The organism is Kluyvera sp. STS39-E, assembly GCF_040932435.1.
GTDB lineage: Bacteria > Pseudomonadota > Gammaproteobacteria > Enterobacterales > Enterobacteriaceae > Kluyvera.
Genome location: NZ_JBFQGA010000001.1, coordinates 267,847 through 293,287 on the forward strand (window position 1 = coordinate 267,847; position 25,441 = coordinate 293,287).

A 25,441-nucleotide genomic window follows, 5' to 3' on the forward strand; every position below is an offset into this window, starting at 1 on the left:
GACAGGAAATAACGGTGAGTACAACAAGGGTAAACATGAATACAACATGGGCAATGGCGCGCAGTTTGCTGGCTGGGGTCATGATGATTGCCGCCATCGGAATGACTCCACGTGCCGAAGCTGGCGTTGCGCTGGGCGCAACCCGCGTGATTTATCCCGCTGGGCAAAAGCAGGTTCCTTTGGCGGTGACCAATAACGATGACAACAGCACCTATCTTATCCAGTCATGGGTTGAAAATGCTGATGGTGTTAAAGATGGGCGCTTTGTGGTGACGCCGCCGCTTTTCGCTATGCAGGGGAAAAAAGAGAACACTTTACGTATTTTGGATGCCACCAATAATCAGCTGCCACAGGATCGGGAAAGTCTGTTCTGGATGAACGTCAAAGCAATCCCGTCGATGGATAAATCAAAGCTCGGTGATAACACCCTGCAATTAGCCATTATCAGCCGTATCAAGCTGTATTACCGCCCAGCCAAACTGGCGCTGTCGTCGGATCAGGCCGCTGAAAAACTGACGTTTCGTCGCAGCGCCGGCACGCTCACGCTGGTCAACCCAACTCCCTATTACCTGACGGTGACCGAACTTAATGCTGGCACACGAGTGCTGGAAAATGCTCTGGTTCCACCGATGGGCGAAGCCCAGGTGAAATTGCCAGCCGATGCGGGTAGCGAGATTACTTATAAGACCATCAATGACTATGGCGCGCTTACCCCTCGTATGAAAGGCATCGTGCAATAACGAAGGGAACCTCGCATTCCCCACGCATAAAATAAGCACTGACAGCCGGGCGTTTTCGAGCCGGAGGGACTATGTCATATCTAAAATTTGGACTCGACCCGTTGGAGTCCCGGCGCTTACGGCGCTTTGTTCCACGTTCGGCTGGCGTAGCGGCACAGAGCGCCCTCGTTTTTTTATTGGCGGTATCAACCTTTCCGGCGCTGGCCGAGCTCTACTTTAACCCGCGCTTTCTGGGCGACGATCCGGCGGCGGTTGCCGATCTGTCCAGTTTTGAAAAAGGGCAGGAGCTGCCTCCGGGGACTTATCGCGTCGATATCTACTTGAATAACGGCTACATGACGACTCGCGATGTGACTTTCAGCGCGGGTGAAAATGGTCATGGGTTGATGCCGTGTCTGACGCGCGGGCAGCTTGTCAGCATGGGGCTTAACGCGGCAGCCGTGAGTGAAATTAATGCTCTGGACGTTGAGGCCTGCGTACCGATAACGCAGATGATTAAGGATTCCACTCTGAGTTTGGATGTTGGCCAGCAGAGGCTGTATCTGACGATTCCTCAAGCCTTTATGGGAAACCAAGCGCGTGGCTATATACCTCCTGAAATGTGGGATAGCGGCATCAACGCTGGACTGCTTAACTACAACTTCACCGGCAACAATGTCGAGAATGACGTCGGCGGCAGCAGCCAATATGCCTACCTGAATTTGCAAAGCGGATTGAATCTCGGCGCTTGGCGTCTGCGTGATAACTCAACCTGGAGTTACACCAGTGGCGGCAGTTCCTCGAGCAATGAAAACAAGTGGCAGCACGTCAACACCTGGCTTGAGCGTGACATCACGCCGCTACGCTCGCGACTCACATTAGGGGATAGCTATACCAACGGCGATATTTTTGACGGTATTAACTTCCGCGGCGCGCAGTTGGCCTCTGATGACAATATGCTGCCGGATAGTCAGAAAGGGTTTGCCCCGGTCATTCACGGCATTGCGCGCGGTACGGCGCAGGTATCGGTGAAACAAAACGGCTACGAGATCTATCACAGTACGGTTCCGCCTGGTCCCTTCACCATTAACGATCTCTATGCCGCAGGCAACGGGGGCGACTTACAGGTTTCTATCAAGGAAGCTGACGGCAGTAGCCAGAATTTCAACGTCCCTTATTCCTCGGTGCCGGTATTGCAGCGCGAAGGCCGCACTCGCTATGCCATAACCGCTGGCGAATATCGTAGCGGCAACGATCTGCAAGAGGAGCCTTCTTTCTTTCAAAGCACTTTGCTGCATGGGCTTCCGGCGGGATGGACTTTGTACGGTGGTACTCAGCTGGCGGATCGCTATCGCGCGTTCAATATGGGGCTGGGGAAAAACATGGGTGACTGGGGGGCGTTGTCGATGGATGTCACCCAAGCCAACGCGACGCTGCCCGATGACAGCAAGCATCAGGGGCAGTCGGTACGCTTTCTGTATAACAAATCGCTAAGCGAGCTTGGCACCAACATCCAATTAGTGGGGTATCGATACTCCACGCGCGGCTATTTCAGTTTTGCCGATACCGCTTACCGGCGGATGAGCGGCTATAACGTTGAAACGCAGGATGGGGTGGTCCGCGTGGAGCCGAAATTCACTGACTACTACAACCTCGCCTATAGCAAACGTGGCAAGGTGCAGATGAGTATTACACAGCAGCTCGGGCGAACCGCGACGCTCTATCTTAGCGGCAGCCACCAGACCTATTGGGGCAGCAGCAATGCCGATGAGCAGCTACAGATTGGGCTGAATACCGCCGTCGATGATATCAACTGGACGTTTAACTACAGCCTGACCCGAAGCGCTTGGCAGGATGGCCGTGACCAGATGTTGGCGGTCAACGTGAATATCCCGTTCAGCCACTGGATGCGATCCGACAATCCTTCCGTCTGGCGACAAGCTAGCGCCAGCTACAGCATGTCTAATGATCTAAAAGGCCGGATGACAAATCTAGCGGGTCTGTACGGCACATTACTGGAAGACAACAACCTGAGCTACAGCGTCCAGACCGGGTACTCGGGTGGCGGTGAGGGCAACAGCGGTGGTTCGGGTTATGCGGCGCTGAACTATCGTGGTGGCTACGGCAATGCCAACGTCGGCTATAGCCACAGCGACGGCATTAAGCAGCTCTACTACGGGATGAGCGGCGGCGTGCTGGCTCATGCTAATGGTGTGACGTTAAGTCAGCCGCTCAATGACACCGTTGTGCTGATTAAAGCGCCGGGTGCCGAAGGGACGAAAGTTGAAAACCAAACCGGGGTGCATACCGATTGGCGCGGCTATGCCGTGCTGCCGTATGCCACTGAATACCGGGAAAACCGCGTGGCGCTAAATACCAACTCCCTTGCCGACAACGTCGATCTCGACGATGCCGTGGTCACCGTCGTGCCGACCCATGGGGCGATTGTGCGCGCGGATTTCAAAGCGCATGTCGGGATGAAACTGCTGATGACGCTAACCCGTAATGGCAAACCGGTGCCATTTGGCGCGATGGTCACCGCCGACAATAACCAAAACAGCAGCATCGTTGCCGATAACGGCCAGGTCTATTTAAGCGGCATGCCTCCTGCGGGCAAAGTGCGGGTGAAATGGGGGGAAGGTGAGTCGGCCAGCTGTACGGCGGACTACCGTGTGCCAGCCGAAAGCCAGCAACAGCTGCTAACCCTGCTTTCAGCAGTGTGTCACTAAGGACATGATCATGAGTAAAACCGGTTCCCTGCTGGGCGCGATGCTTGTGCTGGCAGCGGCAAACGCCAACGCCGCCGATAGCACCATTACCATCAGCGGCTATGTCAAAGACAACGGCTGCGCCGTGGCGGGTGAATCGAAAGATTTTACCGTCGATCTGATGGAAAACGCGGCGAAGCAGTTTAGCACCATCGGGGCGACGACCCCGGCGGTGCCGTTTCGGATTGTGCTTTCACCGTGTGGTAACTCGGTGACGGCGGTGAAGGTGGGTTTTATCGGGGTGAGCGATAACGATAACACCCGCTTATTAAAACTGGACGGCGGTGCTTCAGCCGCGGCGGGAATGGGGATTGAGATCTTAAACGGGCAGCAAACCACGCTGCCTATCAACGCCGGACAATCGTCAATTCCGTGGACCACGCTAACGGCGGGCCAAAGCAATTCACTCAACTTTTATGCCCGCCTGATGGCGACAAAGCTGCCGGTGACGCCGGGGCATGTGAACGCCACGGCCATCTTTACACTTGAGTTTCAGTAAGCAGAGGCTTTGATGAATCGGACCCACATCGGCTGGATCTTCGCGACAATGCTTGCCGCGTTATCCCCAACGCTACGGGCGGCGGACGTGACCATCACCGTTAACGGCAAGGTGGTTGCGAAACCTTGTACGGTATCCACCGTTAACGCCAACGTGGAGCTTGGCGATCTCTATACCTTCAGCTTTACCCAAGCCGGCGCTACATCATCATGGCATACCGTTGGGCTCTTTCTAAGCAACTGCCCGGTAGGCACATCACGAGTGACCGCGAGCTTCAGCGGCACGTCTGACAGTACCGGATATTACAAAAATCAGGGCACCGCCACCAATATCCAACTGGAATTGCAGGACGACAGCGGCAACACCTTGAACACCGGCTCGTCAACGTCGGTGCAGGTTGATGAGTCATCGCAGTCTGCGCATTTTCCATTGCAGGTCAGAGCGTTGTCGGTCAACGGCGGTGCGACCCAGGGAACCATTCAGGCCGTGATTAATGTCACCTACACCTATGCCTGATCAGGAGAAAAATTGATGAAAAAAATGATAACCCTGCTGACTACGCTGTTGCTCTTGGGCTGGTCGATTAATGCCTGGTCCTTTGCGTGCAAAACGGCGGGTGGGGCAACGATTCCCATCGGCGGCGGCAGCGCCAATGTATACGTCGATTTAGCACCCGCGGTGAACGTCGGGCAAAACCTGGTGGTTGATCTTTCAACGCAGATCTTCTGTCACAACGACTATCCGGAAACGATCACCGACTACGTGACGCTCCAGCGCGGTTCAGCCTATGGCGGCATCTTGTCGAGTTTTTCCGGTACGGTGAAATACAATGGCGTCAGCTACCCTTTCCCGACTACCACGGAAACTGCACGTATCATCTACAACTCGAAGACCGATAAGCCGTGGCCGACGGCGCTGTATCTCACGCCGATAAGTTCTGCTGGTGGTGTGGCGATTAGCGCAGGCACGCTGATTGCGGTGCTGATCCTACGTCAGACCAACAACAAAAATAGCGATGACTTCCAGTTCGTGTGGAACATTTATGCCAATAATAATGTGGTGGTGCCAACCGGTGGCTGCGATGTTTCTGCGCGTAACGTGACGGTGACGCTACCGGACTACCCCGGCTCCATGGCTATTCCGCTGACGGTCTACTGCGCCCAAAGCCAGAAGCTGGCTTATTACATTTCTGGCACCACGGCAGATTCCGCGAATTCTATCTTTGCCAATACGGCCTCAGCATCACCAGCGCAGGGAGTTGGTGTGCAGTTGACGCGCAATGGCGGCATCCTGCCAGCAAACAGCACCGTGTCGCTGGGTACGGTGAGCACCTCGGCGGTAAGTCTTGGGCTAACGGCGAACTATGCGCGAACTCAGGGGCAGGTCACAGCGGGTAATGTGCAGTCGATTATTGGGGTGACGTTTGTGTATCAGTAATGGGGCAGGTTAGCTGAGATGAGATAACTTAAAGGCAGGAGATGTCTTTGGGGGCGATAGAAAGCGAAAAACCAGCCTGTAGGCTTAATGCCAATCAGTTAAGCTAAATTCGTAGGCCGGATAAGCAAAGCGCCATCCGGCACACTGCGCACTGATTGCCGGATGGCGGCGTAAACGCCTTATCCGGCCTACCGTTCTTCTGAATTCAACGCCTTAACTGGTCAGCATTAGCCTGAAGGCTGGTTTTTTTAATTAGTGGTGCTGGAAGCGGCCCCGAATGGAGCCGTTATGGTTGCTACCAGCGGAGTTCTGATGTTGCTATGAATGCAACCTCTTTGACACGTTCTTGTAAGTCGTAATCAACCTGCATGCTAATAGGGATATGGAAATCCATCACGGTGAACAAATCAGTGTAGCCAATCTCTTGGCGTAGTCGCTTCCGGGGGGGCAAGAACCTGTCAGGAGGGCCAAATTGTCTATGAACCCAAGATCGCACCATTTCAGGTTGAAGCGGGGATGGCAGCTCATTCGGGAATTGATAATTCGCTTTCTTCTCATTTTGTAAAAAAAGCTCAATGGAAAAAAGCATTGTGCCTTCTCGCTTAAAGGCTAAGTAAAGCCCTTCATTTATCATACTTAACGTGAGGTCAGGATCTCCCGGGTAGCCTGTCGGCTTGGTCTTGTAGGGAATCAACCCAGCATCAAAAATGTCCTGATACGACTTACCTAAGCAGTGAATCAATGCTTCGACATTAACGGTCATTAGTATAATCCCTGTTCCTGATTTAATTGATGCATCTTAGCTTTGGCTTCATCAATTTGACTATCTGTTACGCCACGCTTTTTCAGCTCGGAGCGTATGGTCTCAATGTCGCGTTCTACGGCCGATCGTAAATCTCTGGAGTCTTGCTGTATTTGTGCTGGGCTATTTCTGCCGCCATAAGTGGCACTGAGTTTTTGATGAATATCAGCGGGGATGATGATAGACGCAACGTCTTTCGCCATAAGGTCAATTTCCGCAGGTTTTGCATCTGGGAATTCGCGTCGTAAGTAGGCTCGCACTGCTGCGGCTGAGGGCATGTGATCAGCATGAGTGCCGTTTCGTGCCCTACCACTGAAGTTGCTATATAAATCAACTTCCAGCAGTTCTACAGGAGGCTTGCTGAGATAGATGTAGATCGGCGGGTGGACGTTGCCCGGAAACACCAGAATGTAATCCCGGAAATCCTTTTCCTCAGGCGGTGGCGTGGTGGTGATGGTCACGTTCTGAATATCAGGATGCTCAAGACCCGGAATGGTTACTGTTCCGGCCTGTGGGCTGTTGTTCCCGGTGTTCCAGCCCGTCTGAGTACCCGGTGTATTCGCTGGCGTCCATGTGATGAGCGGTCTATCGCTTCGTTCATCGCCCCAGAATTCATAGCTGCCATCGGTCTGCTTCTCCAGCATCCTGACGCGCACCTGATCACGGCCATTGGCGGCAGCGGTGTGATAGCCAACCGCTTTCAGCCGCCAACTTTCCTCGTCGGTGATCCAGTTATAGCGGACGCGGCTAGGGACGGTGCCCTTGCTGTGAGCCACTTCCAGCAGGTTTTGAGTCGTTAACAAGTCACTCTGCTCACCTTTGATATTCGACTGAATGATTGCCCCCATGACCACAAATGGCAGATTCATCGCCAGCCGCCCGCTCCAGACTTCGGGGCCGGAGAGGCGTTTCATGGTATGGGTTAATGCTGTAGCGGCGTCCTGACTGGCTTTGGCGGTTGCACCTCCGGCTGAGGCTGCCATCCCGGCTTCGGCGGTTCCTGCCATGACAGGCGGCGGAGGCAAGGGCATAGCTTCCGCTTCACCAAAGAAAAAACCTGTGACTTCATCGAAAAGTGATTTCTTCGACGGTGGGGTAGGTGGTTCTTTCTTCTTCGCCGCCTGAGCGTGCTGTTCCGGCTCCGGGGTGGGCTGCGATGGAGTGGACAGATAGAAACTCATTTCCCCGATGTTGCCCTGCGGCTCTTCTGCCGTTCCGGCGTCAGTATTGCCAGTACCACGGAGGACAGACTTTGCGAACACAGGGGTAGCGGCTACAGCGGCAGTGACAGTCATTTGGGTCGTGGGCCATTCTGCTGCCCGCTTAGGATGTCCCTCAAAAGGGTTGCCGGGGCTGTCTTCCACCCAGAGTGTTGTACTGCCCAGTACCTGATTGTTTTTGCAGTTGCAAAGCACTCGATCGCCAGTGGCAACGCAGGGCTTGTTTTCCGCAAAGTGATACGCTGTGCCATTGATCTGAAAGGGGCCGTTGCAGGTGTCTTTCGGGCACCACGCCATATCGCCATTAAGGGCAACATTCCGGCCTTCGATAATCGTCGAGGAGGCTGATATCACCTCCCCGCCGCTCGTGGTCTTGTCTCCAAGCCTAACCAGCGCTCTGCTCATAATCCCTCATGAATCATATTGATATCGAAGGCATAATACTCAAAAGGCGACTAAAGCTAAATCAATAAGATTGAAAAACGTTCGATTTGAAATGGGGATTATTGAGGAGGGCCTCAGAGCAGGGAGCTTGCGTTTAGCCTCTGACCGGACAAAGACCAGATTTGACCTTGTAGTCATTAATCCTTCAGCTAGGTACTCATGTGGCAATGTATCTAATGGGAGTTTGAAGTCTGAAAGGCAAGGTCACAGTGACCAGAGGAGTTGGTAGTTGCTTACGAGAAATACTCTTGTTGGATGGAATAAGCAGGGTAACCACTTTTGCGGTCAGCACGACCAGAAATCTACCGGAACCCCAGAAAGCAAAAAACCAGCCCTTAGGCTGGTTTCTTTTAATTAGTGGTGCCCGGACTCGGAATCGAACCAAGGACACGGGGATTTTCAATCCCCTGCTCTACCGACTGAGCTATCCGGGCAACGGGCCGCATTAAACCGTAATCGCCTCGACTCGTCAACGAAATTTATAAAATTTGCGGCGAGTTGCACAATCTATCATCACCGTTGCTCATTTGCACACCGCTTCAGGCAAAAAATGCCGTCCAGGCCGCGGAAATCGGCATCGCCAGCAGCAGTGCAGGCAGCATGTTGACCACCGCAAACATTTTTATCCCACAGATGCGCAGACCCGTTGCCAGCAGCAGCAGGCCGCCTACGGCGGTAAAATCGGCCATCATCGCCGGGGTGGTGAGCGGAAGAATCAAAAAGGCGCAAAATGCCAGAGACAGTTGGATAACTAACATGGGCACGCTGATGGCACAGACGGCAAAACCCAACGAACAGGCAAAGATCATGGCGGTAAAAAAATCGAGGAATGACTTGGCGATTAGAATGGTTGGATCGCCGGTCATCCCTTCATGCATCGAGCCGAAAATTCCGGTACCGCTGGCGCAAAACAGCACGATGATTGCGACAAAGCTCTGAATAAAATTCTCATGCTGGCTGGTTTTTCCGGGCTTGAGCATCCGTTTTTGAACGCGGGAAACCGCGTTATTGATGCCTTTTTCTAAAAAGCAAAACTCGCCAATCAGCGCGCCGACCAGCGTGGCCAGTACCATGACCGGCATATTGGCGCATTTGATGACCAGCAGCAGGCCAATGCCCAGCGACGCTAGGCCAAAAATTGAGGTCATGGAAACGCGGATACGTTCCGGTAAACGCTGACTCAGCAGCGCGCCGATTAACCCGCCAACCAGCACCGCTCCGGCATTAATAAAAGGTCCAATTGCCACATTCACTCCCATTATTTATCGCGTGATACTGCATTATTATGGACTGATTAATCGGTTCAGTGCTGATTTTTCCCTCGTGCGAATGCATAAAGATTTCGTCTTGCGCCCTCTGGTTAAAGCTGCCATGATTGCGCGAATTTTCTCCTCTCCTGAGCATCACACGCTCATAGCAGGACATCAGTAAAATTAGACCACGTCTGCTTTTACTGATGTCTGGCGGTCGGAGCTGTGACCCAGCTGCACCCAGACGCTTCGTGGGGCAAAGCCTGATGCTTTGCCCGGGGTTTTTTACTCTCCCTCAGCGGGTAGTTGCGCTTATGAAATCAATGAATATTGCTGCCAGCCGTGAGCTGGTCTCTCGTCTTTCCACCCATCGCGGCGTGGTAGCGCTGGATAGCACCGACTTTACCAATGTGGCAGCAGTCGTCATTACGGTGGCAGATAGCCACAGCGGTATTCTGGCTTTACTCAAACGTACAGGGTTTCAACTGCCGGTATTTGTACTGACGTCAGAACGTATTGATAGCCCAGAAGGTGTCGATATGGTTATGAGCGGTAAAGAACAGGAGTGGCTGGAGCTGGAAGCCGCAGCCTGCCGCTATGAAGAAGACCTCCTGCCGCCGTTTTTCGACACCCTAACTCAGTATGTCGAGATGGGTAACAGCACCTTTGCTTGTCCCGGGCATCAGCACGGCGCATTCTTTAAAAAACATCCAGCGGGCCGACAATTTTACGAATTTTTTGGTGAGAACGTATTTCGTGCCGACATGTGTAATGCCGACGTCAAGCTGGGCGATTTGCTGATCCATGAAGGCTCCGCCAAGCACGCGCAGAAGTTTGCCGCGAAGGTGTTCAACGCCGATAAAACCTACTTCGTCTTAAACGGCACTTCGGCGGCCAACAAGGTCGTGACCAACGCGTTGCTGACTCGCGGTGATCTTGTGCTGTTTGACCGCAACAACCACAAATCAAACCATCATGGCGCGTTGATTCAGGCCGGGGCGACGCCGGTTTATCTGGAAGCCGCGCGCAACCCGTTTGGCTTTATCGGCGGCATTGATGAGCACTGTTTTGATGACGCTTATCTGCGTGAGCTCATTCGTGAAGTGGCCCCGCAAAAAGCCGATGCCGCGCGCCCATTCCGCTTAGCGATTATTCAACTTGGCACCTACGACGGCACTATCTATAACGCGCGTCAGGTGGTGGATAAAATCGGTCATCTGTGTGACTACATACTGTTTGACTCCGCGTGGGTCGGCTATGAGCAGTTTATCGATATGATGGCCGATACTTCGCCGCTGCTGCTGGATCTCAATGAAAACGATCCGGGAATTTTTGTCACGCAGTCGGTGCACAAACAGCAGGCTGGTTTTTCACAGACCTCGCAGATCCACAAAAAAGATAACCATATTCGCGGCCAGGCGCGTTTTTGCCCGCATAAGCGTCTGAACAACGCCTTTATGCTGCACGCTTCAACTAGCCCGTTCTATCCGCTGTTTGCGGCGTTGGATATCAACGCCAAGATTCACGAAGGGGAGAGTGGTCGTCGCCTGTGGGCTGAGTGCGTGGCACTAGGGATTGAAGCGCGTAAAGCGATTGTGGCGAATTGCAAAATGATCCAGCCGTTTATCCCGCCGATCATCGACGGACGTCCATGGCAGGATCATCCGACTGAAACTATCGCCAGCGCCCGTCGCTTCTTTAGTTTTGCACCGGGCGCACGTTGGCACGGTTTTGATGGCTATGCGCAGGATCAGTACTTTGTCGATCCCTGCAAGCTGCTGCTAACCACGCCGGGGATCGATGCTGAAACCGGACGTTATAGCGAGTTCGGTATTCCGGCGACGATCCTTGCCCATTATCTGCGTGAAAACGGCATTGTTCCGGAGAAGTGCGATCTTAACTCGATCCTGTTCCTGCTAACGCCTGCGGAAACACCGGAGAAGCTGGCACAGTTGGTTGCGATGCTGGGGCAATTTGAGCAACACATTGAAGACGATACGCCGCTGGCGGACGTGCTGCCGACCATCTACAACAAATACCCGGTGCGCTACCGCGACTACACGCTGCGTGAACTGTGCCAAGAAATGCACGATCTGTACGTCAGCTTTGACGTTAAGGATTTGCAAAAGGCGATGTTCCGCAAAGAGAGTCTGCCGCAGGTGGTGATGAATCCGCAGGATGCCAACAGCGAGTTTATTCGCGGCAACGTTGAGCTGGTGCGTATTAGCGAAGCGCAGGGGCGGATTGCCGCCGAAGGCGCGCTACCGTACCCGCCAGGGGTGCTGTGCGTGGTGCCAGGAGAAGTGTGGGGTGGCGCGGTTCAGCGCTACTTCCTCGCGTTGGAAGAGGGCGTTAACCTGCTGCCCGGTTTTTCGCCGGAGTTGCAGGGGGTATACAGCGAGAAGGATACCGATGGTATTAGTCGGCTCTATGGCTACGTGCTGAAATAGACGGCGGTTAGGGGCGTTATCCGGCCTACAGGTGTCCATTTGTAGGCCGGATAATGTGTTATTAGTGTGCGATAGGCTGTGCGCCAGGAGCTACGCGCTCGTGTTTGTATTTGAACAAACCAACAAACGCTACCGCCAGTACCAGAGAGTAACCGGCGAAAATCAGCCAGACGCTCTGCCAGTCAGTCATGCCGTCAACGGTGTACATCTCAACCACCTTACCGCTCACCATGCCGCCGAGGATACAGCCGAAGCCATTGGTCATCATCAGGAACATGCCCTGTGCGCTGGCACGGATTTCTGGTTTAACTTCTTTTTCGACGAATACAGAACCGGAGATGTTGAAGAAGTCGAAGGCGCAGCCGTAGACAATCATCGACAGCACCAGCAGCACGGTACCGAACGCCGACGGATCGCCATAGGCAAAGAGACCAAAGCGCAGCATCCACGCAAAGATACTGATTAACATCACGTTCTTAATACCATAACGGCTCAGGAAGAACGGGATAGTCAGGATGAACAGCGTTTCGGAAATCTGCGAAATCGACATCATCACCGAGGCGTGCTGCACGATAAAGCTGGTGGCAAACAGCGGATCTTTATCGAAGCTGTGCAGGAAGGTGTTGCCAAACATGTTGGTGATTTGCAGCTCTGCACCCAGCAGCATGGAGAAGATAAAGAAGATAGCCATGCGCTTATTTTTAAACAACGCGAAGGCATCTAGGCCCAGCATGCTGCTCCAGCTCATATTTTGCTGCTGATTCGATACCGGAATATGCGGCAGAGTCAGGGTAAACAGCGCCAGCACCACGGACAGCGCGGCACCAATATAGAGCTGCATGTGGCTTAATTCGAAGCCGGAGAAGCTGACCGCCCACATCGCCAGAATAAAGCCGATGGTGCCCCAGATACGGATAGGCGGGAAGTCGTTTACGATATCCATACCGGCTGATTTCAGGCGGTAGTAGGAGATAGTGTTAATCAGACCAAGCGTCGGCATATAGGCTAGCGAGTTCAGCAGGATAATCATGAACATCGCGCCTGGGGTGGTGACTTCAGCCGCCATAAACAGCGTGCCCGCGCCCACCAAGTGGCAAATGGCATAGACCCATTTCGCGCTGACCCACTTATCCGCAACGATGCCAAGAAGCGTCGGCATAAAGACCGCCGCAATCCCCAGCGAGCTATAAACCGCACCGATAGACGCCCCGTCAAACTTCAGTGTAACAAACATGTATGAGCCCAGCGTGGTTAGCCAGCTCCCCCAAAGACAGAACTGCAGGAACGACAATATCTTAAGCTGCAGCTTTAAATTCATGTTGTTTTCCTCACAAGAATGACCGGGTTATGTTTTTTTAATAACATTTTGGGTGATATTTGTGCCGATTCTAGCAATGGCAGTGATGAGACATTGTTAAGTGCCGCATAAAATTGTAATTATTTTCACTTTGCATAACAGAACGGTGACGTGAGTAACGTTTTCGTGCGGGTAAAGAAGGGGAGACCACCTGTACCGGCAAGCCGATGGCCAGATGGTCTGGGTTTGTGACAAATGTTACTTGCGGCGATAGCCCTTTTGGGCGGAATTCACCTTATAGAGATAGCGGCGCGATTCCGCTGACGGATGGCGGGTGGTTAACGTCTGATAAACGTCACCCGGCGCCATGTTGTTGATGATATTTGCCGCCTGCACCTTATCGTTCGAGAAGACGCGCAGTACGCTGCCCGCGCCGCCGTTATAGGCGGTGATCACCGCGTAACGACGTGACGTTGGGTTATTGATCCCGCCAAGATAGACATTGTTAAGGATCGCCAGATAGGCGGTACCGGTGTCGATATTGCTGGCCGGATCAAACAGGAAGCTGCGGCTTGGCGTGCCGGATTTCCCCTGCGAGCGGAAGACGTCTTTCCCGGCGGTGTGTTGCACCACCTGCATCAGACCCATGGCATCGGAACGACTCACTGCATATGGGTTGAATGAAGATTCGGTCTGCATAATTGCCAGAATCAGCGATTCATCAATGCCATATTTACGCGAAGCCTGACGGACCATGCCTAAATATTTATGCGCACGTTTATCGAGGTGGTTCGGCACCAAGTTGAGGGTGACGCTATAGATGATGTGCAGACCACTGCTGCGCTTTTTCAACCGAGTTTGCAGCAGATAGTCAGCAAAACGCTCCGCGCGCCACTGCCAGCGAATGGCTTCGCCGTTGTTATCGACGACCTGTCCATAGAGGAATGGTTCTTTGGAGATCTGAATATCATCGGCATCAGAATACAGGTCAACCGACCCCGGATCGTCGCCCATTAACAGCGTGGTGATAATGGCCTGACGCAGACGCGCGGCAGGTTCGGTACCGGCGATAGTCTCAACGGTGATGGTACCGTCGTCGAAGTTGATGTGGCTACGGGTTTGATAGCCGTCGGTATACTTAACGTAGTCCTTCGGACCGGCTATCAAAACCTCGTTAAAACCCCAAATATTTTCAATATTATGGGCGAACTGCCCCATCAATATATCAAAACCGTTGGTGTCTTTTACCCAAGCCTCGTTATAGGCATCGCCTTTTTTATTCGAGGAACAGGAAACAAGCAGCGGCGCTATCAACGCCAGAGCAAATAGTTTTTTCATCATTCCGGGAGCGCGTGTTGTTGTGGTCTTAAAGGGCCGTTAGGCCCTTACTGCTTTTCAGGCGGCGTGTAGCCTTCGATGTGCACATCTTTGCCTTCGAACAGGAAATTGACCATTTCCTCTTCCAGCAGTTTGCGATGTTCCACGTTCATCATATTGAGTTTCTTTTCATTGATGAGCATGGTTTGCTTGTGCTGCCACTGTTTCCAAGCTTCTTTGGAAATCTCGTTATAAATGCGTTTACCCAGTTCGCCCGGGTAAAGTTGGAAATCTTGCCCTTCGGCATCTTGCTGCAGGTAAGTACAAAAAATCGTTCTGCTCATAATCAATCCTCTTATGGCGCCGAAATCTAAACGAGTGAATCGGCGCGTAACTGCTGCAACAGGCGCTCAACCGGTGCGGCCAGCCCCACGGAAGGTGGCTGCGCTAAGTTATACCAGAGAGCGTTGCCTTCATCCATGCATGACGCGAATGAGGACACAGTAAGCCACATTGGCACAATGTCCAGATGGAAATGGCTGAAAGTATGGCGAAATGCGGTGAGCTGGGTCAGCGTCGTCGCCGGAATTTGTCGTTCGGCTAACCAATCGCGCAGCGCGTCTTCATCGGTAAACTGCGGGAAACAGTATAGACCGCCCCACAGACCACTTGGCGGACGTTGTTGTAAAAACACCTCGCGGTCGTGCTGCATCATCAGAAAATAACCGGTTCGTTCCGGGATTGTCTGCTTTGGTTTTTTGCCCGGATACTGTGCCCAGCTAGCGTTTGCCGACGAGATGCAGCCGTTATCCAACGGGCAAAGGGAACATTTGGGCTTTGAGCGGGTACATACCATCGCGCCTAAATCCATCATCGCTTGGTTAAAGCGCGACACTCCTTCGGCCGGCGTGACGCGTTCACTCAATTCCCACAGTCGTTTTTCGACCTCTTTTTTACCCGGCCAGCCCTCTACGGCATAGCAGCGGGCCAGCACACGCTTAACGTTGCCGTCGAGAATGGGGAAATGTTTACCAAGCGACAGCGATAAAATAGCGCCGGCGGTAGAGCGGCCTACGCCGGGCAGCGCCGCTACTTCCTCAAAGGTTTCCGGGAAACGCCCGTGATGGAGCGTGGCAACTTGCTGTGCGGCCTTATGCAGGTTACGTGCGCGGGCGTAATAACCGAGCCCGGTCCAAAGATGTAGCACATCGTCTAGCGGCGCATTGGCGAGATCGGTAACGGTTGGAAAGCGTGACATGAACCGTTCAAAATAGGGGATAACTGTGGCAACCTGCGTTTGTTGCAACATCACCTCAGACAGCCATACTTTGTACGGCGTCTTTTCAATTTGCCAGGGCAGAGTTTTACGTCCGTATTTGTCGTACCAGTCCAGCACCTGGGCTGAAAATTGTGTGGCTTGCATGCTCAAAGCAGGAGTTCCGATATTGTTCTATTTAGGGGACAAATTGCAGCACAGAGGCATTATGCTGTAAACAGGAACTTTCCGGTGCTTGCATCCGGCAACTAACTTTGGATAATGCCCGTTTCCCGAACACTCTCACAAGCAGACTTATTTTTATGAAGAACGACGTCATTTCACCGGATTTTGATGAGAACGGCCGCCCGCAGCGCCGTATTCGTAGTTTTGTTCGTCGCCAGGGGCGACTGACTAAAGGGCAGGAGCACGCGCTGGAAAACTACTGGCCGGTGATGGGCGTTGAGTTCAGCGAAGAGCCTGTGGATTTTGCAGCGCTGTTTGGTCGTGAAGCACCGACCACGCTGGAGATTGGTTTTGGTATGGGGGCATCGCTGGTGGCGATGGCTAAAGCACGCCCGGATCAAAACTTCCTCGGTATTGAAGTTCACTCCCCAGGGGTTGGCGCTTGCCTTGCGTCAGCGCATGAAGAGGGTGTCGATAACCTGCGCGTGATGTGTCACGATGCGGTCGAAGTGCTGCATAAGATGATCCCTGATAACTCACTGAACATGGTTCAGCTCTTTTTCCCTGACCCGTGGCACAAAGCGCGTCATAATAAGCGCCGTATCGTTCAGGTGCCTTTTGCTGAGCTCGTGAAAAGCAAGCTGAAGCTAGGCGGTGTGTTCCATATGGCGACCGACTGGGAAGCTTATGCGGAACACATGCTGGAAGTGATGTCCTCAATGGACGGATATCTGAACCTGTCTGAGAGTAAGGATTATGTGCCGCGCCCGGAATCGCGCCCGGTAACCAAATTTGAACAACGTGGTCATCGTCTTGGCCACGGCGTATGGGACTTAATGTTCGAGAGGGTGAAATAAATGGCAAAGAATCGTAGCCGTCGTTTGCGTAAAAAAATGCACATCGATGAATTTCAGGAAATCGGTTTCTCGGTAGCATGGCGTTTCCCTGAAGGGACCAGCGAAGAGCAGATCGACCAGATCGTCGATAGCTTTATTGATGAAGTTATCGAGCCAAACAAGCTGGCGTTTGACGGCAGCGGCTATCTGGCATGGGAAGGTCTAATTTGCACCCAGGAAATCGGCAAGTGCACTGAAGAGCACCAAGCTCAGGTACGTAAATGGTTGGAAGACCGCAAGTTTGAAGAAGTCCGCACTAGCGAACTTTTCGACGTTTGGTGGGACTAATACCGTATACGGGGCCAGCATTTGCTGGCCCGATTTGTATTAAGGGAAAATGATGATGCGTAAAACGCTGCTGACGGCAGTTCTTACATTGACGACGATGGCCGCCCATGCTGACTATCAGTGCAGCGTAACCCCCCGTGATGATGTTGTCCTTAACCCGCAAACGGTGCAGGTGAAAGGCGAGAACGGCAATCTGGTCATTACCCCAAACGGTGACGTTACCTTTAACGGTAAGGTGTATACGCTGACAGCCGCCCAGCGCGAGCAGGCGAAAGATTACCAGACCGAGCTGCGCAGCGCGCTGCCTTGGATAGATGACGGTGCCCGCAATCGCGTAGAAAAAGGCCGCGTGGCGCTGGATAAAATCATTGCTAAAGAGGTCGGCGAAAGCAGCAATATGCGCGGTCGTTTGACCAAGCTTGATGCCCAGCTCAAACAGCAGATGAATCGCATTATTGAACATCGTACGGATGGTTTAACCTTCCACTACAAAGCCATCGATCAGGTACGTGCCGATGGGCAGCAGCTGGTGAACCAAGCGATGGGCGGCATTTTGCAGGACAGCATCAATGAAATGGGTGCGAAAGCCGTGCTCAAAGGCGGCGGCAATCCGTTGCAAGGCGTGTTGGGCAGCTTAGGCGGCCTGCAAACCGCCATTCAGAATGAGTGGAAAAACCAAGAGGCCGATTTCCAAGCCTTTGGCAAAGATGTGTGCAGCCGCGTGGTGTCTTTAGAAGACAGCCGTAAAACGCTGGTCGGCACGCTCAAGTAAGCGAGCCCTATCCGGCCTACGGCGTCGATTCGTAGGCCGGATAAGCGTAGCGCCATCCGGCATATCCCGGCGCGGGCGTTACATCAGCCCCAGCACCTGCGGAAGGAACAGTGAAATCTGCGGGATATAGGCAATCATCATCAGCGCGACCAGCAGCGCAAAGTAGAACGGCAGTAGCGGTCTAATCAACTGCTGGATCTTCACCCCGGAAATTGAACAGCCCACAAATAGCGCGCTACCGACCGGCGGCGTAAGCAGCCCGATGCACAGGTTAGCGACCATCATGATGCCAAAATGCACCGGGTTCATTCCCAGCTCTTCGGCGATAGGCAGGAAGATCGGCGTAAAGATCAGCACTGCTGGCGTCATATCCATAAAGATGCCGACAATCAGCAGGGCGATGTTGATAAGCAGCAGGATAACCATCGGATTTTCTGAGATGCTCATCAATGTATCGCTGATGATGTACGGAATATCGGCATTGGTCATCGCCCACGACATCCCCACAGAAAAACCGATCAGCAGCAGGACGATGGAGGTGGTAACTACCGACTCCAGAATCAGCTTTGGCAGGTCTCGCCACTTCACTTCGCGATAAATCATCACCGACAGAATGAAGGTGTACACAACCGCAATGGCAGAGGCTTCAGTGGCGGTGAAGATCCCACCCAGAATGCCGCCCATTACGATAATCACCAGCAGCAGGCTCGGCAGCGCGTCTAGAAATGCTTTTGCCGCCTGAGCGCAGGTTGGGCGCTCGGAAACAGGGTAGCCACGGCGTTTAGCGATAATGGCGCACACTACCATAATCGCCAGACCCATCAGTAGGCCCGGCAGGTAGCCGGCCATAAACAGCGACGCGACCGACACGCCGCCGGCGGTGAGTGAGAAGACGATCAGCACGTTAGAGGGCGGGATTAGCAGCCCGGTGATACACGACGAGACGTTGACCGCCGTGGAAAACGCCGGATCGTAGCCTTTCTTGGTCTGAATCGGGTGCAGGGTGCCGCCGACCGCAGCGGCTGCGGCAACAGCAGAGCCGGAAATGGAGCCAAACATCATGTTGGCGAGGACGTTAACGTGACCGAGCGAACCGGGAACGCGGCCAACCATCACCTGTGCGAGGTTTATCAGGCGTATCGCAATCCCCCCGCTGTTCATCAACGTACCGGCGAAAATAAAGAACGGAATTGCTAGTAGGGCGAAGTTATCAAGACCGTTCGCCAAGCGCTGGGAAACGGTGATGACGGCAACATCCCACGGGAACATCAACAGCATCGATGCAAAGGTGGCAATACCGATAGAAAATGAGATGGGCACGCCGATAAATACCAGTACGAAGAAAGAACCAAACAGCGTTAATGCAATATACCCGTCCATCAGCAGGCTCCCTCGGACTGTTTCAGGCTACGTAAGCCGTTGGTAATAAACCATAATGCGTAAAACATCATGACGATTCCGGTCAGGGGCAGAATAAGATAGACGTAGCCCATTGGGATCTGCATCGCGGCAGAGACCTGAGAGGTTGCTAGCGTTTTAGTAATCAGCTTCACACCGCCGGTCACAATCACTAGGCCGGAGAAGGCAAAAATAAGCAGATTAATCACCACGCTGAGCAACTGTTGTTTGCGCTGGTTAATTGACATCGCCAACAGGTCGATAGCTAGATGACGCTGGGCACCGACGGTGTAGGCCGCGCCTAGAAGGCCAACCCAGATCATCAGAAAACGCGCCAATTCGTCGGTAAGGGTGCTGGGCTGGTTTAACACGTAGCGACTGAAAACCTGCCAGACGACGCAGACAACTAGCGCCACCATGACCGCAACCGAGAATGCGGCGATCAGGCTGTCCACCGCTTGTTTAATGCGGGAAAAAAGTCTCATGAGATATCCTGGTGAAAGCGGGCCAGAAGCTGGCCCGAAAGCGATTTTTACTGTGCAGCCGCTTCAAATTTGGCCAGCAGCGCGGCCTGTTTTGGATCTTTGCTGAAATCATCAAACAGCGGCTGGACGGCCGCGCGGAACGGTGCTTTTTCGACTTTGACGATCTCGCCGCCCATCGCTTTAGCCTGGGCGCGGGTGTCAGCGTCAATTTTATCCCACAGCGTCTGCTGATAGGCTTCTGAAGCTTTGGCCGCTTTGGCGAGGATCTGCTGTTGTTCTGGGGTCAGCTTATTCCAAGTTTTGGTGGAGATAACCATGAAGTCAGGGATGGACGCATGTTCATCTTCAGAAAAGACTTTAGCAATTTCGATATGACGGGTTTGTACCCAGGATGGGACATTATTTTCTGCGCCATCGACCACGCCTTGCTGCATTGCGGTATAAACTTCACCGAATGAAATAGGTGTAGGAGAGCCACCCATTAATTCAACCATTTTAATCGTGGTTGGGCTTGCTTGAACGCGAATTTTTAAACCTTTTAAATCTTCTGGCTTGGTAATTGGTTTTTTGGCATAGAAACTACGAGTACCGGCAACGTAAGCGGAAAGGGCAAAGAAACCTTTATCTTTAGTGGACTCCATAATCTCTTTACCGACTTCACCGAATACCACTTTATTAAAATGAGCTTGGTCATTAAATAAGAACGGTAAATTATAAATAGCATAAATATTATCAAACGATTCCAGATCGCTGGCTGACCCTTTCGTTATGTCTAGCGCACCGTTTTGCAATAATTCCATGGTTTCGCGCGCGCTGCCCATTTGACTGCTGGGATAAATACGAATGGTCATTTTACCGTTGGACTGCTGTTTGACTTCTTTCGCCATCTCTTCAAAGGCCTGGTGCACCACGTGGCTACGCTCAAGGTTATGCGCCAGCTTCAGCGTGACTTTTTCAGCCGCCGAAGCGCTGGTTGAGAACAGCGCAAGAAGAGACGCGCAGATTAGCGTTTTGGTAAAAGAGAGAGGTTTCATTAGTTGGCTCCATGCACATGGGTGATGTCGGTATATATCTATCTGGATAATATGTATTGCTGTATGACATATTATCCTGGTTGTCCGACAACTTTACGCTATCACCCTCACATTTTCTCCTCATCTACGTGTTTAATGCGATTTTTGTGCGCTTGGTTATATTAATTGAGCATGCGTAATAAGCTATTAATATCTACGCTGATTGTTTTTTGAGGGATTATTCGGAAAGTATTTTGCTGATACTTCGGTAAAGTCGAGTGATATAATTCGCCATTATGATTACTCGGTAATGGCGAATTATTACGACGGTTTATTCGCTGAGAAATAATTCCAGCAGGGAGTTTAAAAACAACTTGCCGTGTTCGGTTATTTGCCAGTAATGATCGCACTCGGTTAGATAGTTTTGCGCCAGCGCTTCATCAAGCTGCGGACGGATAACGCTCTCATCGAGGCCGGTGTAACGGCTAAATTCGGCGCGCGGCGCGGGCTCCAGCAGGCGGAACCGGTTCATAAAGAACTCAAACGGCTTATCGCTGTTTTCCACATCATGCTGACGTTCCAGATAGCGTCCTTCCATATACCCACGCGGATGGCGAGTTTTTGCCGTACGCAGAATACGACCGTCTGGGAACGTGACCTTGCCGTGTGCGCCGCAACCGATGCCTAGGTAGTCGCCAAAGCGCCAGTAGTTGAGGTTGTGCTGGCACTGGTAGCCTGGCTTGGCATAGGCTGACGTTTCGTACTGCTGGTAGCCTGCTGCGGTCAGCAGTTTGTGACCCTGCTCGAAAATATCCCACAGATCATCATCATCCGGCAGCACCGGCGGGCGCGAACCGAACAGGGTATTTGGTTCAATGGTCAACTGATACCAGGAAAGATGTGGCGGAGCCAGCTCAATGGCTTGGCGTAGATCGTCCAGCGCTTCTTCCAACGACTGATCCGGCAGGCCATGCATCAAATCAAGGTTGAAGCTGCGCAGCCCAAGGCCGGTTGCCAGATGTGCGGCGCGTTTGGCTTCTTCTGGCCCGTGGATGCGACCAAGGCGCTTGAGTTTCGTTTCACTAAAGCTCTGCACGCCGATGGAAATACGATTCACCCCCGCGCGTTGATACTCCACAAAACGGTCAGCTTCTACCGTTCCCGGATTGGCTTCCATGGTGATTTCTGCATCATCGGCCAGCGTGAGACGGGCGCGCACGCCATCCAGCAGGGTTTGCATTGCCGGGCCGGAAAGCAGGCTCGGCGTACCGCCGCCGATAAAAATGGTCTTCACTTCACGTCCCTGCGCATAGGCGACGTCGGCATCTAAATCGCTTAATAGATGCTGCACATAGTCATCATGCGGCACTTCACCCTTGAGCGCATGCGAGTTGAAGTCGCAGTACGGACATTTCTGCACGCACCACGGGATATGAATGTAGAGACTCAGCGGAGGCAGATTAACCATTACGAAGGGCTTCCAGTAACAACTTCAGCGCTTGCCCACGGTGGGAGATGGCAATTTTTTCTTCACGCGTCAGTTCGGCGGCCGTTTTGCCCTCGGACGGCACGAAGAAAATTGGATCGTAACCAAAACCACCGACACCCACAGGCGTACGGGCGATAACACCAGGCCAGCTTCCATGACACACCAACGGCGTTGGATCATCCGCATGGCGCATATAGACCAGCACGCAGTGGAACTGCGCCTGGCGCTGCCCATCGGGAACCTCTTTTAAGGTCTCCAGCAGCTTTTCAAGATTCTGCTGGTCGCTGGCGTCCTCGCCGGAATAACGCGCGGAGTAGATCCCCGGTGCGCCGCCAAGCGTGTCGACTGCCAGGCCCGAGTCATCGGCAATGGCCGGCAGGCCGGTTATCTTCGCGGCATGACGCGCCTTTAGAATGGCGTTTTCGATAAACGTCAGACCGGTTTCCTCGGCCGACTCGACGCCAAGATCGGTCTGGGCGACGATATCCAAACCAAAATCGGCGAGCAGCGAGGCGAGCTCGCGCACTTTACCGGCGTTACCGGTAGCGAGAACAACTTTTTGCATGGGATATCCTAATTAATTAGGGCGTCGACGCCCGATGGGATCTGTTGCGGATGAATAATTTTAACCTGTTTATGTCGGCCCAGTTCACCTTTCTCGATAATGACCTGGCTTTTGGCGACCTTAAACTGTTTGGCAAGATACTTCACCAGATGAGCGTTAGCCTGACCATCAACGGGTGGGGCGGTGATGGCGACTTTTAACTCGTCGCCATGTACCCCAACAATCGCATCGCGGCTGGCCTTTGGCTGAATATACAGCCGCAGTACCAGCCCATCATCACAGGAAGTGACGGCACTCATAGTGCCATCCACAGCCCCGGCAGTAGCATATTTCCGGTGGCCTGAAGCACCTCAGCGATGCCCATATTAATGACGTACAACAGCAGAACCAGAACCATTGGTGAGAAGTCGATGCCGCCCATTGAAGGGAGCAGACGACGAATAGGGCGCAGCAGCGGCTCGGCCAGCTGCATCAGCACAAACTCAACCGGGCTACGACCTTGGCTGACCCAGCTCATGATGGCCATCAACAGCAGCACCCAGAAGATCAGCAGGCCGATGGTTTTCAGCAAGATGAGGACCGCGGAGAGCCAGATAATCGGCTGGAAGGTGATAACCATAAACAGCACGATGGCTTTTGCCACGCACAGTATGAAAGCCAGCAGCATTGAGGAACTGTCCAGTGGCCCCATCGGCGGGATAATTCGACGCAATGGCCCAACCACCGGCTGGGTGATTTTCACCACGAACTGAGAGAACGGGTTGTAAAAGTCACAGCGCGCCCACTGCATCCAGACGCGCAGCAGCAGTACCATCGTGTACAGTTCTAAGACTGTGGAGAGCAGGAAGGTCAACGTCTTCATGGCGTTTCTTGAGGTCCCTTATTTTTTTGTGTAATCACGCGCACCGAAAATTGCGGTGCCGATGCGTACCATTGTACTACCTGCCGCAATCGCGGCTTCCATGTCGTCAGACATCCCCAAAGAGAGGGTATCGACGGTTGGATAGTTCGCTTTGAGCCGCGCAAATGCTACAGCCATTTGGCGGGCGACGGCAAACTGACTTTCATATTCATGTTCTGGCGCTGGAATAGCCATCAGACCGCGCAGGCACACGTTTGGCAGCGCGGAAACTTCGGCTGCCAGCGCATCCAGCGCGTCAGGAGCAATACCGGATTTGCTTTGCTCATCGCTGATGTTTATTTGAATCAGCACGTTGAGCGGCGGCATCTCGGCCGGGCGCTGTTCGCTAAGCCGCACCGCAATCTTCAAGCGATCAACGGTATGGCACCAGTCAAAATGCTCGGCGACGAGGCGACTTTTGTTGGACTGCAATGGACCGATAAAGTGCCATTGCAGCCCGGTTTCGCCCTTCTCTCGAAAGTGGAGGATCTTTTCCACCCCTTCCTGGACATAGTTTTCGCCAAACGCCGTTTGGCCAGCTGTGACCGCTTCTTCGACGGCGCTCGCAGGTTTAGTTTTACTCACTGCAAGCAGCGTAACTTCTTCGGAATCTCGGCCGCAACGTTTTGATGCTACAGAGATTTTTTCCCTGACCTGTGCCAGGTTATGCGCAATATCGTTCATATGTTCTGGTGGGTCTATGGATATACAAGAAATCGTGGCGCTTAGTGTAAAGCATAATGTGTCGGATCTACACCTGTGTAGCGGCGGCGCTGTGCGCTGGCGCCTTGTCGGCAATCTGGAAATGGCACCGTTCACGGCACCGGAGCCGGAGACATTATTGGCGAATTGGCTAACGCCTGCACAACAACAGGAGTGGTTGCAGCACAGGCAGCTTGATTTTGCCGTGTCTGTGCAAGATGGGCCGCGGCTGCGTGCGAGCGCCTATGCCCACTGTGGCGGCATTTCGCTGGTACTGCGACTGTTGCCAACCTGTAGCCCAACGCTTTCCGAGTTACATACGCCAGTAGCGCTGCTGGAACTGTTACGCGAAGATAGCGGGTTGATACTGGTTACCGGGGCGACAGGTAGCGGGAAATCAACCACGCTGGCGGCGATGGTTGACTACCTTAATCACCATCTTTCCGGACACATTCTGACGTTGGAAGATCCGGTGGAATTTCTCCATACCAGTAAAAGCTGTCTGATCTCGCAGCGAGAAGTGGGCCAACATGCGCCGTCTTTTGCCCAGGCTCTGCGGGTGGCGTTGCGTCAGGATCCCGATGTGATACTGCTTGGCGAGCTACGCGACAGCGAAACGATTCGTCTGGCGCTTACGGCGGCGGAGACCGGGCATTTAGTGCTGGCGACCCTGCATACTCGCGATGCAGCGCAGGCCATTGAGCGCCTAGTCGATGTTTTTCCCGCGCAGGAAAAAGACCCGGTACGCAGCCAACTGGCGAACTGCCTGACCGCGGTGATTGCGCAAAAATTGCAGCCCGATGGTGAAGGGCGACGGGTGGCATTGTTTGAAATGCTGGTCAACACGCCGGCGGTTGGAAATCTAATCAGAGAAGGCAAAACGCACCAGCTTACGGGGGTGATGCAGACGGGGTTGCAGTCCGGGATGCAGACTTTTAGCCAAAGCTACCAGCAGCGTATCAAGGCGGGCATGCTGCGAAAAAATGATGGCGCCTAACTTTTAAACAATTCCACGGCCGAAAAATGAAATATTGGTTCAATCAAGCGAATTTGTTTCTAGCATAGAGATACCATCAGAAATGTGATGAATGTTTTGTTTCGGCAATAATATTCAAATAATAATCTTGCGATTAATCGAAACTTGTAAACTTTATTTTTGCCACTGTTGCGCTAATGTATTTATTTGTAATTCTAGGGTGATTTTTCAACAGGCGGAAACAAAACTTCCTACGACATTTGTCTTAATATGATTGTAACTATGTAAATCATTAAGACGAGAGTAATGTAA

At 52.9% G+C, this 25,441-nt stretch carries 25 protein-coding genes and 1 tRNA gene; 10 read left to right on the top strand and 16 right to left on the bottom strand.

Features of this window, described 5'->3' with window-relative positions; translation table 11 throughout:
* The first annotated feature begins 35 nt into the window (after window positions 1-35).
* The 5 genes from AB4K05_RS01255 to AB4K05_RS01275 all read left to right on the top strand — a co-directional run bounded on the left by AB4K05_RS01255 (window position 36) and on the right by AB4K05_RS01275 (window position 5,423).
* The gene (locus tag AB4K05_RS01255; protein ID WP_368478252.1) at window positions 36-740 is read left to right on the top strand and encodes a fimbria/pilus periplasmic chaperone; all 705 of its coding nucleotides are present in this window, start codon (window positions 36-38) and stop codon (window positions 738-740) included.
* A 71-nt stretch (window positions 741-811) separates the two neighbouring features.
* A complete protein-coding gene (locus AB4K05_RS01260; RefSeq protein ID WP_368478253.1) occupies window positions 812-3,448 on the top strand; it encodes a fimbrial biogenesis usher protein in 2,637 nt (878 codons plus the stop codon).
* Between the two features lie 10 nt (window positions 3,449-3,458).
* Window positions 3,459-3,986 (top strand): fimbrial protein, encoded by a 528-nt coding sequence (locus AB4K05_RS01265; protein WP_368478254.1) that lies wholly within the window; start codon window positions 3,459-3,461, stop codon window positions 3,984-3,986.
* Between the two features lie 12 nt (window positions 3,987-3,998).
* A complete protein-coding gene (locus tag AB4K05_RS01270) occupies window positions 3,999-4,502 on the top strand; it encodes a fimbrial protein (protein ID WP_368478255.1) in 504 nt (167 codons plus the stop codon).
* Between the two features lie 15 nt (window positions 4,503-4,517).
* Window positions 4,518-5,423 carry a fimbrial protein gene (locus AB4K05_RS01275; RefSeq protein WP_368478256.1) on the top strand — a complete coding sequence of 302 codons (906 nt, stop codon included), beginning with the start codon at window positions 4,518-4,520 and terminating at the stop codon, window positions 5,421-5,423.
* A 295-nt stretch (window positions 5,424-5,718) separates the two neighbouring features.
* On the opposite strand, the gene AB4K05_RS01280 is transcribed toward AB4K05_RS01275, so the two are convergent.
* From AB4K05_RS01280 to AB4K05_RS01295, 4 genes are all read right to left on the bottom strand, one after another.
* A complete protein-coding gene (locus tag AB4K05_RS01280) occupies window positions 5,719-6,186 on the bottom strand; it encodes a DUF6392 family protein (protein ID WP_368478257.1) in 468 nt (155 codons plus the stop codon).
* Window positions 6,186-7,850, bottom strand: a complete 1,665-nt coding sequence (locus AB4K05_RS01285; protein WP_368478258.1) for an S-type pyocin domain-containing protein — start codon at window positions 7,848-7,850, stop codon at window positions 6,186-6,188. Before AB4K05_RS01285 ends, AB4K05_RS01280 begins: the two co-directional genes overlap by 1 nt.
* Window positions 7,851-8,247: 397 nt before the next feature.
* A tRNA-Phe gene (locus tag AB4K05_RS01290) sits at window positions 8,248-8,323 on the bottom strand.
* A gap of 105 nt (window positions 8,324-8,428) precedes the next feature.
* Window positions 8,429-9,136, bottom strand: a complete 708-nt coding sequence (locus tag AB4K05_RS01295; protein WP_368478259.1) for a DUF554 domain-containing protein — start codon at window positions 9,134-9,136, stop codon at window positions 8,429-8,431.
* A 317-nt stretch (window positions 9,137-9,453) separates the two neighbouring features.
* Between AB4K05_RS01295 and AB4K05_RS01300 the strand changes: the two genes are divergently transcribed.
* A complete protein-coding gene (locus AB4K05_RS01300; RefSeq protein WP_368478260.1) occupies window positions 9,454-11,589 on the top strand; it encodes an ornithine decarboxylase in 2,136 nt (711 codons plus the stop codon).
* A 61-nt stretch (window positions 11,590-11,650) separates the two neighbouring features.
* Here the strand turns inward: AB4K05_RS01300 and AB4K05_RS01305 are convergent, their stop codons facing one another.
* The 4 genes from AB4K05_RS01305 to mutY all read right to left on the bottom strand — a co-directional run bounded on the left by AB4K05_RS01305 (window position 11,651) and on the right by mutY (window position 15,626).
* Window positions 11,651-12,907: a nucleoside permease gene (locus AB4K05_RS01305; RefSeq protein ID WP_368478261.1), complete on the bottom strand. Its 1,257-nt coding sequence runs from the start codon at window positions 12,905-12,907 to the stop codon at window positions 11,651-11,653.
* Between the two features lie 237 nt (window positions 12,908-13,144).
* Entirely contained in the window at window positions 13,145-14,224 is a 1,080-nt protein-coding gene (gene mltC, locus AB4K05_RS01310; RefSeq protein ID WP_368478627.1) for a membrane-bound lytic murein transglycosylase MltC, read from the bottom strand.
* A gap of 47 nt (window positions 14,225-14,271) precedes the next feature.
* Entirely contained in the window at window positions 14,272-14,547 is a 276-nt protein-coding gene (locus AB4K05_RS01315; RefSeq protein ID WP_061283220.1) for an oxidative damage protection protein, read from the bottom strand.
* Window positions 14,548-14,573: 26 nt separating this feature from the next.
* A complete protein-coding gene (gene mutY / locus AB4K05_RS01320; RefSeq protein WP_368478262.1) occupies window positions 14,574-15,626 on the bottom strand; it encodes an A/G-specific adenine glycosylase in 1,053 nt (350 codons plus the stop codon).
* Between the two features lie 155 nt (window positions 15,627-15,781).
* On the opposite strand from mutY, the gene trmB reads away from it, so the two are divergent.
* From trmB to AB4K05_RS01335, 3 genes are read left to right on the top strand one after another with little or no spacing between them, the layout of a single operon-like run.
* Entirely contained in the window at window positions 15,782-16,501 is a 720-nt protein-coding gene (gene trmB / locus AB4K05_RS01325; protein WP_368478263.1) for a tRNA (guanosine(46)-N7)-methyltransferase TrmB, read from the top strand.
* Complete coding sequence (locus tag AB4K05_RS01330) at window positions 16,502-16,828, top strand: YggL family protein (protein ID WP_368478264.1); 327 nt, start codon at window positions 16,502-16,504, stop codon at window positions 16,826-16,828.
* Window positions 16,829-16,880: 52 nt separating this feature from the next.
* Window positions 16,881-17,600: a DUF2884 domain-containing protein gene (locus AB4K05_RS01335; protein ID WP_368478628.1), complete on the top strand. Its 720-nt coding sequence runs from the start codon at window positions 16,881-16,883 to the stop codon at window positions 17,598-17,600.
* A gap of 78 nt (window positions 17,601-17,678) precedes the next feature.
* On the opposite strand, the gene AB4K05_RS01340 is transcribed toward AB4K05_RS01335, so the two are convergent.
* The 8 genes from AB4K05_RS01340 to AB4K05_RS01375 form a co-directional block, all read right to left on the bottom strand.
* Window positions 17,679-18,980 (bottom strand): TRAP transporter large permease, encoded by a 1,302-nt coding sequence (locus AB4K05_RS01340; protein ID WP_368478265.1) that lies wholly within the window; start codon window positions 18,978-18,980, stop codon window positions 17,679-17,681.
* Window positions 18,980-19,483: a TRAP transporter small permease gene (locus tag AB4K05_RS01345; RefSeq protein WP_368478266.1), complete on the bottom strand. Its 504-nt coding sequence runs from the start codon at window positions 19,481-19,483 to the stop codon at window positions 18,980-18,982. Before AB4K05_RS01345 ends, AB4K05_RS01340 begins: the two co-directional genes overlap by 1 nt.
* 47 nt (window positions 19,484-19,530) lie before the next feature.
* Complete coding sequence (locus tag AB4K05_RS01350) at window positions 19,531-20,517, bottom strand: TRAP transporter substrate-binding protein (protein WP_368478267.1); 987 nt, start codon at window positions 20,515-20,517, stop codon at window positions 19,531-19,533.
* Between the two features lie 310 nt (window positions 20,518-20,827).
* Window positions 20,828-21,964, bottom strand: coding sequence for a radical SAM family heme chaperone HemW (gene hemW / locus AB4K05_RS01355; RefSeq protein WP_368478268.1), 1,137 nt, complete (start codon window positions 21,962-21,964; stop codon window positions 20,828-20,830).
* Window positions 21,957-22,550, bottom strand: a complete 594-nt coding sequence (locus tag AB4K05_RS01360; RefSeq protein ID WP_368478269.1) for an XTP/dITP diphosphatase — start codon at window positions 22,548-22,550, stop codon at window positions 21,957-21,959. The genes hemW and AB4K05_RS01360 overlap by 8 nt, the downstream gene beginning before the upstream one ends.
* An 8-nt stretch (window positions 22,551-22,558) precedes the next feature.
* The gene (gene yggU, locus AB4K05_RS01365) at window positions 22,559-22,849 is read right to left on the bottom strand and encodes a DUF167 family protein YggU (RefSeq protein WP_368478270.1); all 291 of its coding nucleotides are present in this window, start codon (window positions 22,847-22,849) and stop codon (window positions 22,559-22,561) included.
* Window positions 22,846-23,412, bottom strand: a complete 567-nt coding sequence (locus AB4K05_RS01370; protein ID WP_368478271.1) for a YggT family protein — start codon at window positions 23,410-23,412, stop codon at window positions 22,846-22,848. The genes yggU and AB4K05_RS01370 overlap by 4 nt, the downstream gene beginning before the upstream one ends.
* An 18-nt stretch (window positions 23,413-23,430) precedes the next feature.
* Complete coding sequence (locus AB4K05_RS01375; RefSeq protein WP_368478272.1) at window positions 23,431-24,135, bottom strand: YggS family pyridoxal phosphate-dependent enzyme; 705 nt, start codon at window positions 24,133-24,135, stop codon at window positions 23,431-23,433.
* Between the two features lie 16 nt (window positions 24,136-24,151).
* Between AB4K05_RS01375 and AB4K05_RS01380 the strand changes: the two genes are divergently transcribed.
* Window positions 24,152-25,150 carry a type IV pilus twitching motility protein PilT gene (locus AB4K05_RS01380; protein WP_368478273.1) on the top strand — a complete coding sequence of 333 codons (999 nt, stop codon included), beginning with the start codon at window positions 24,152-24,154 and terminating at the stop codon, window positions 25,148-25,150.
* Window positions 25,151-25,441 lie beyond the last annotated feature (291 nt).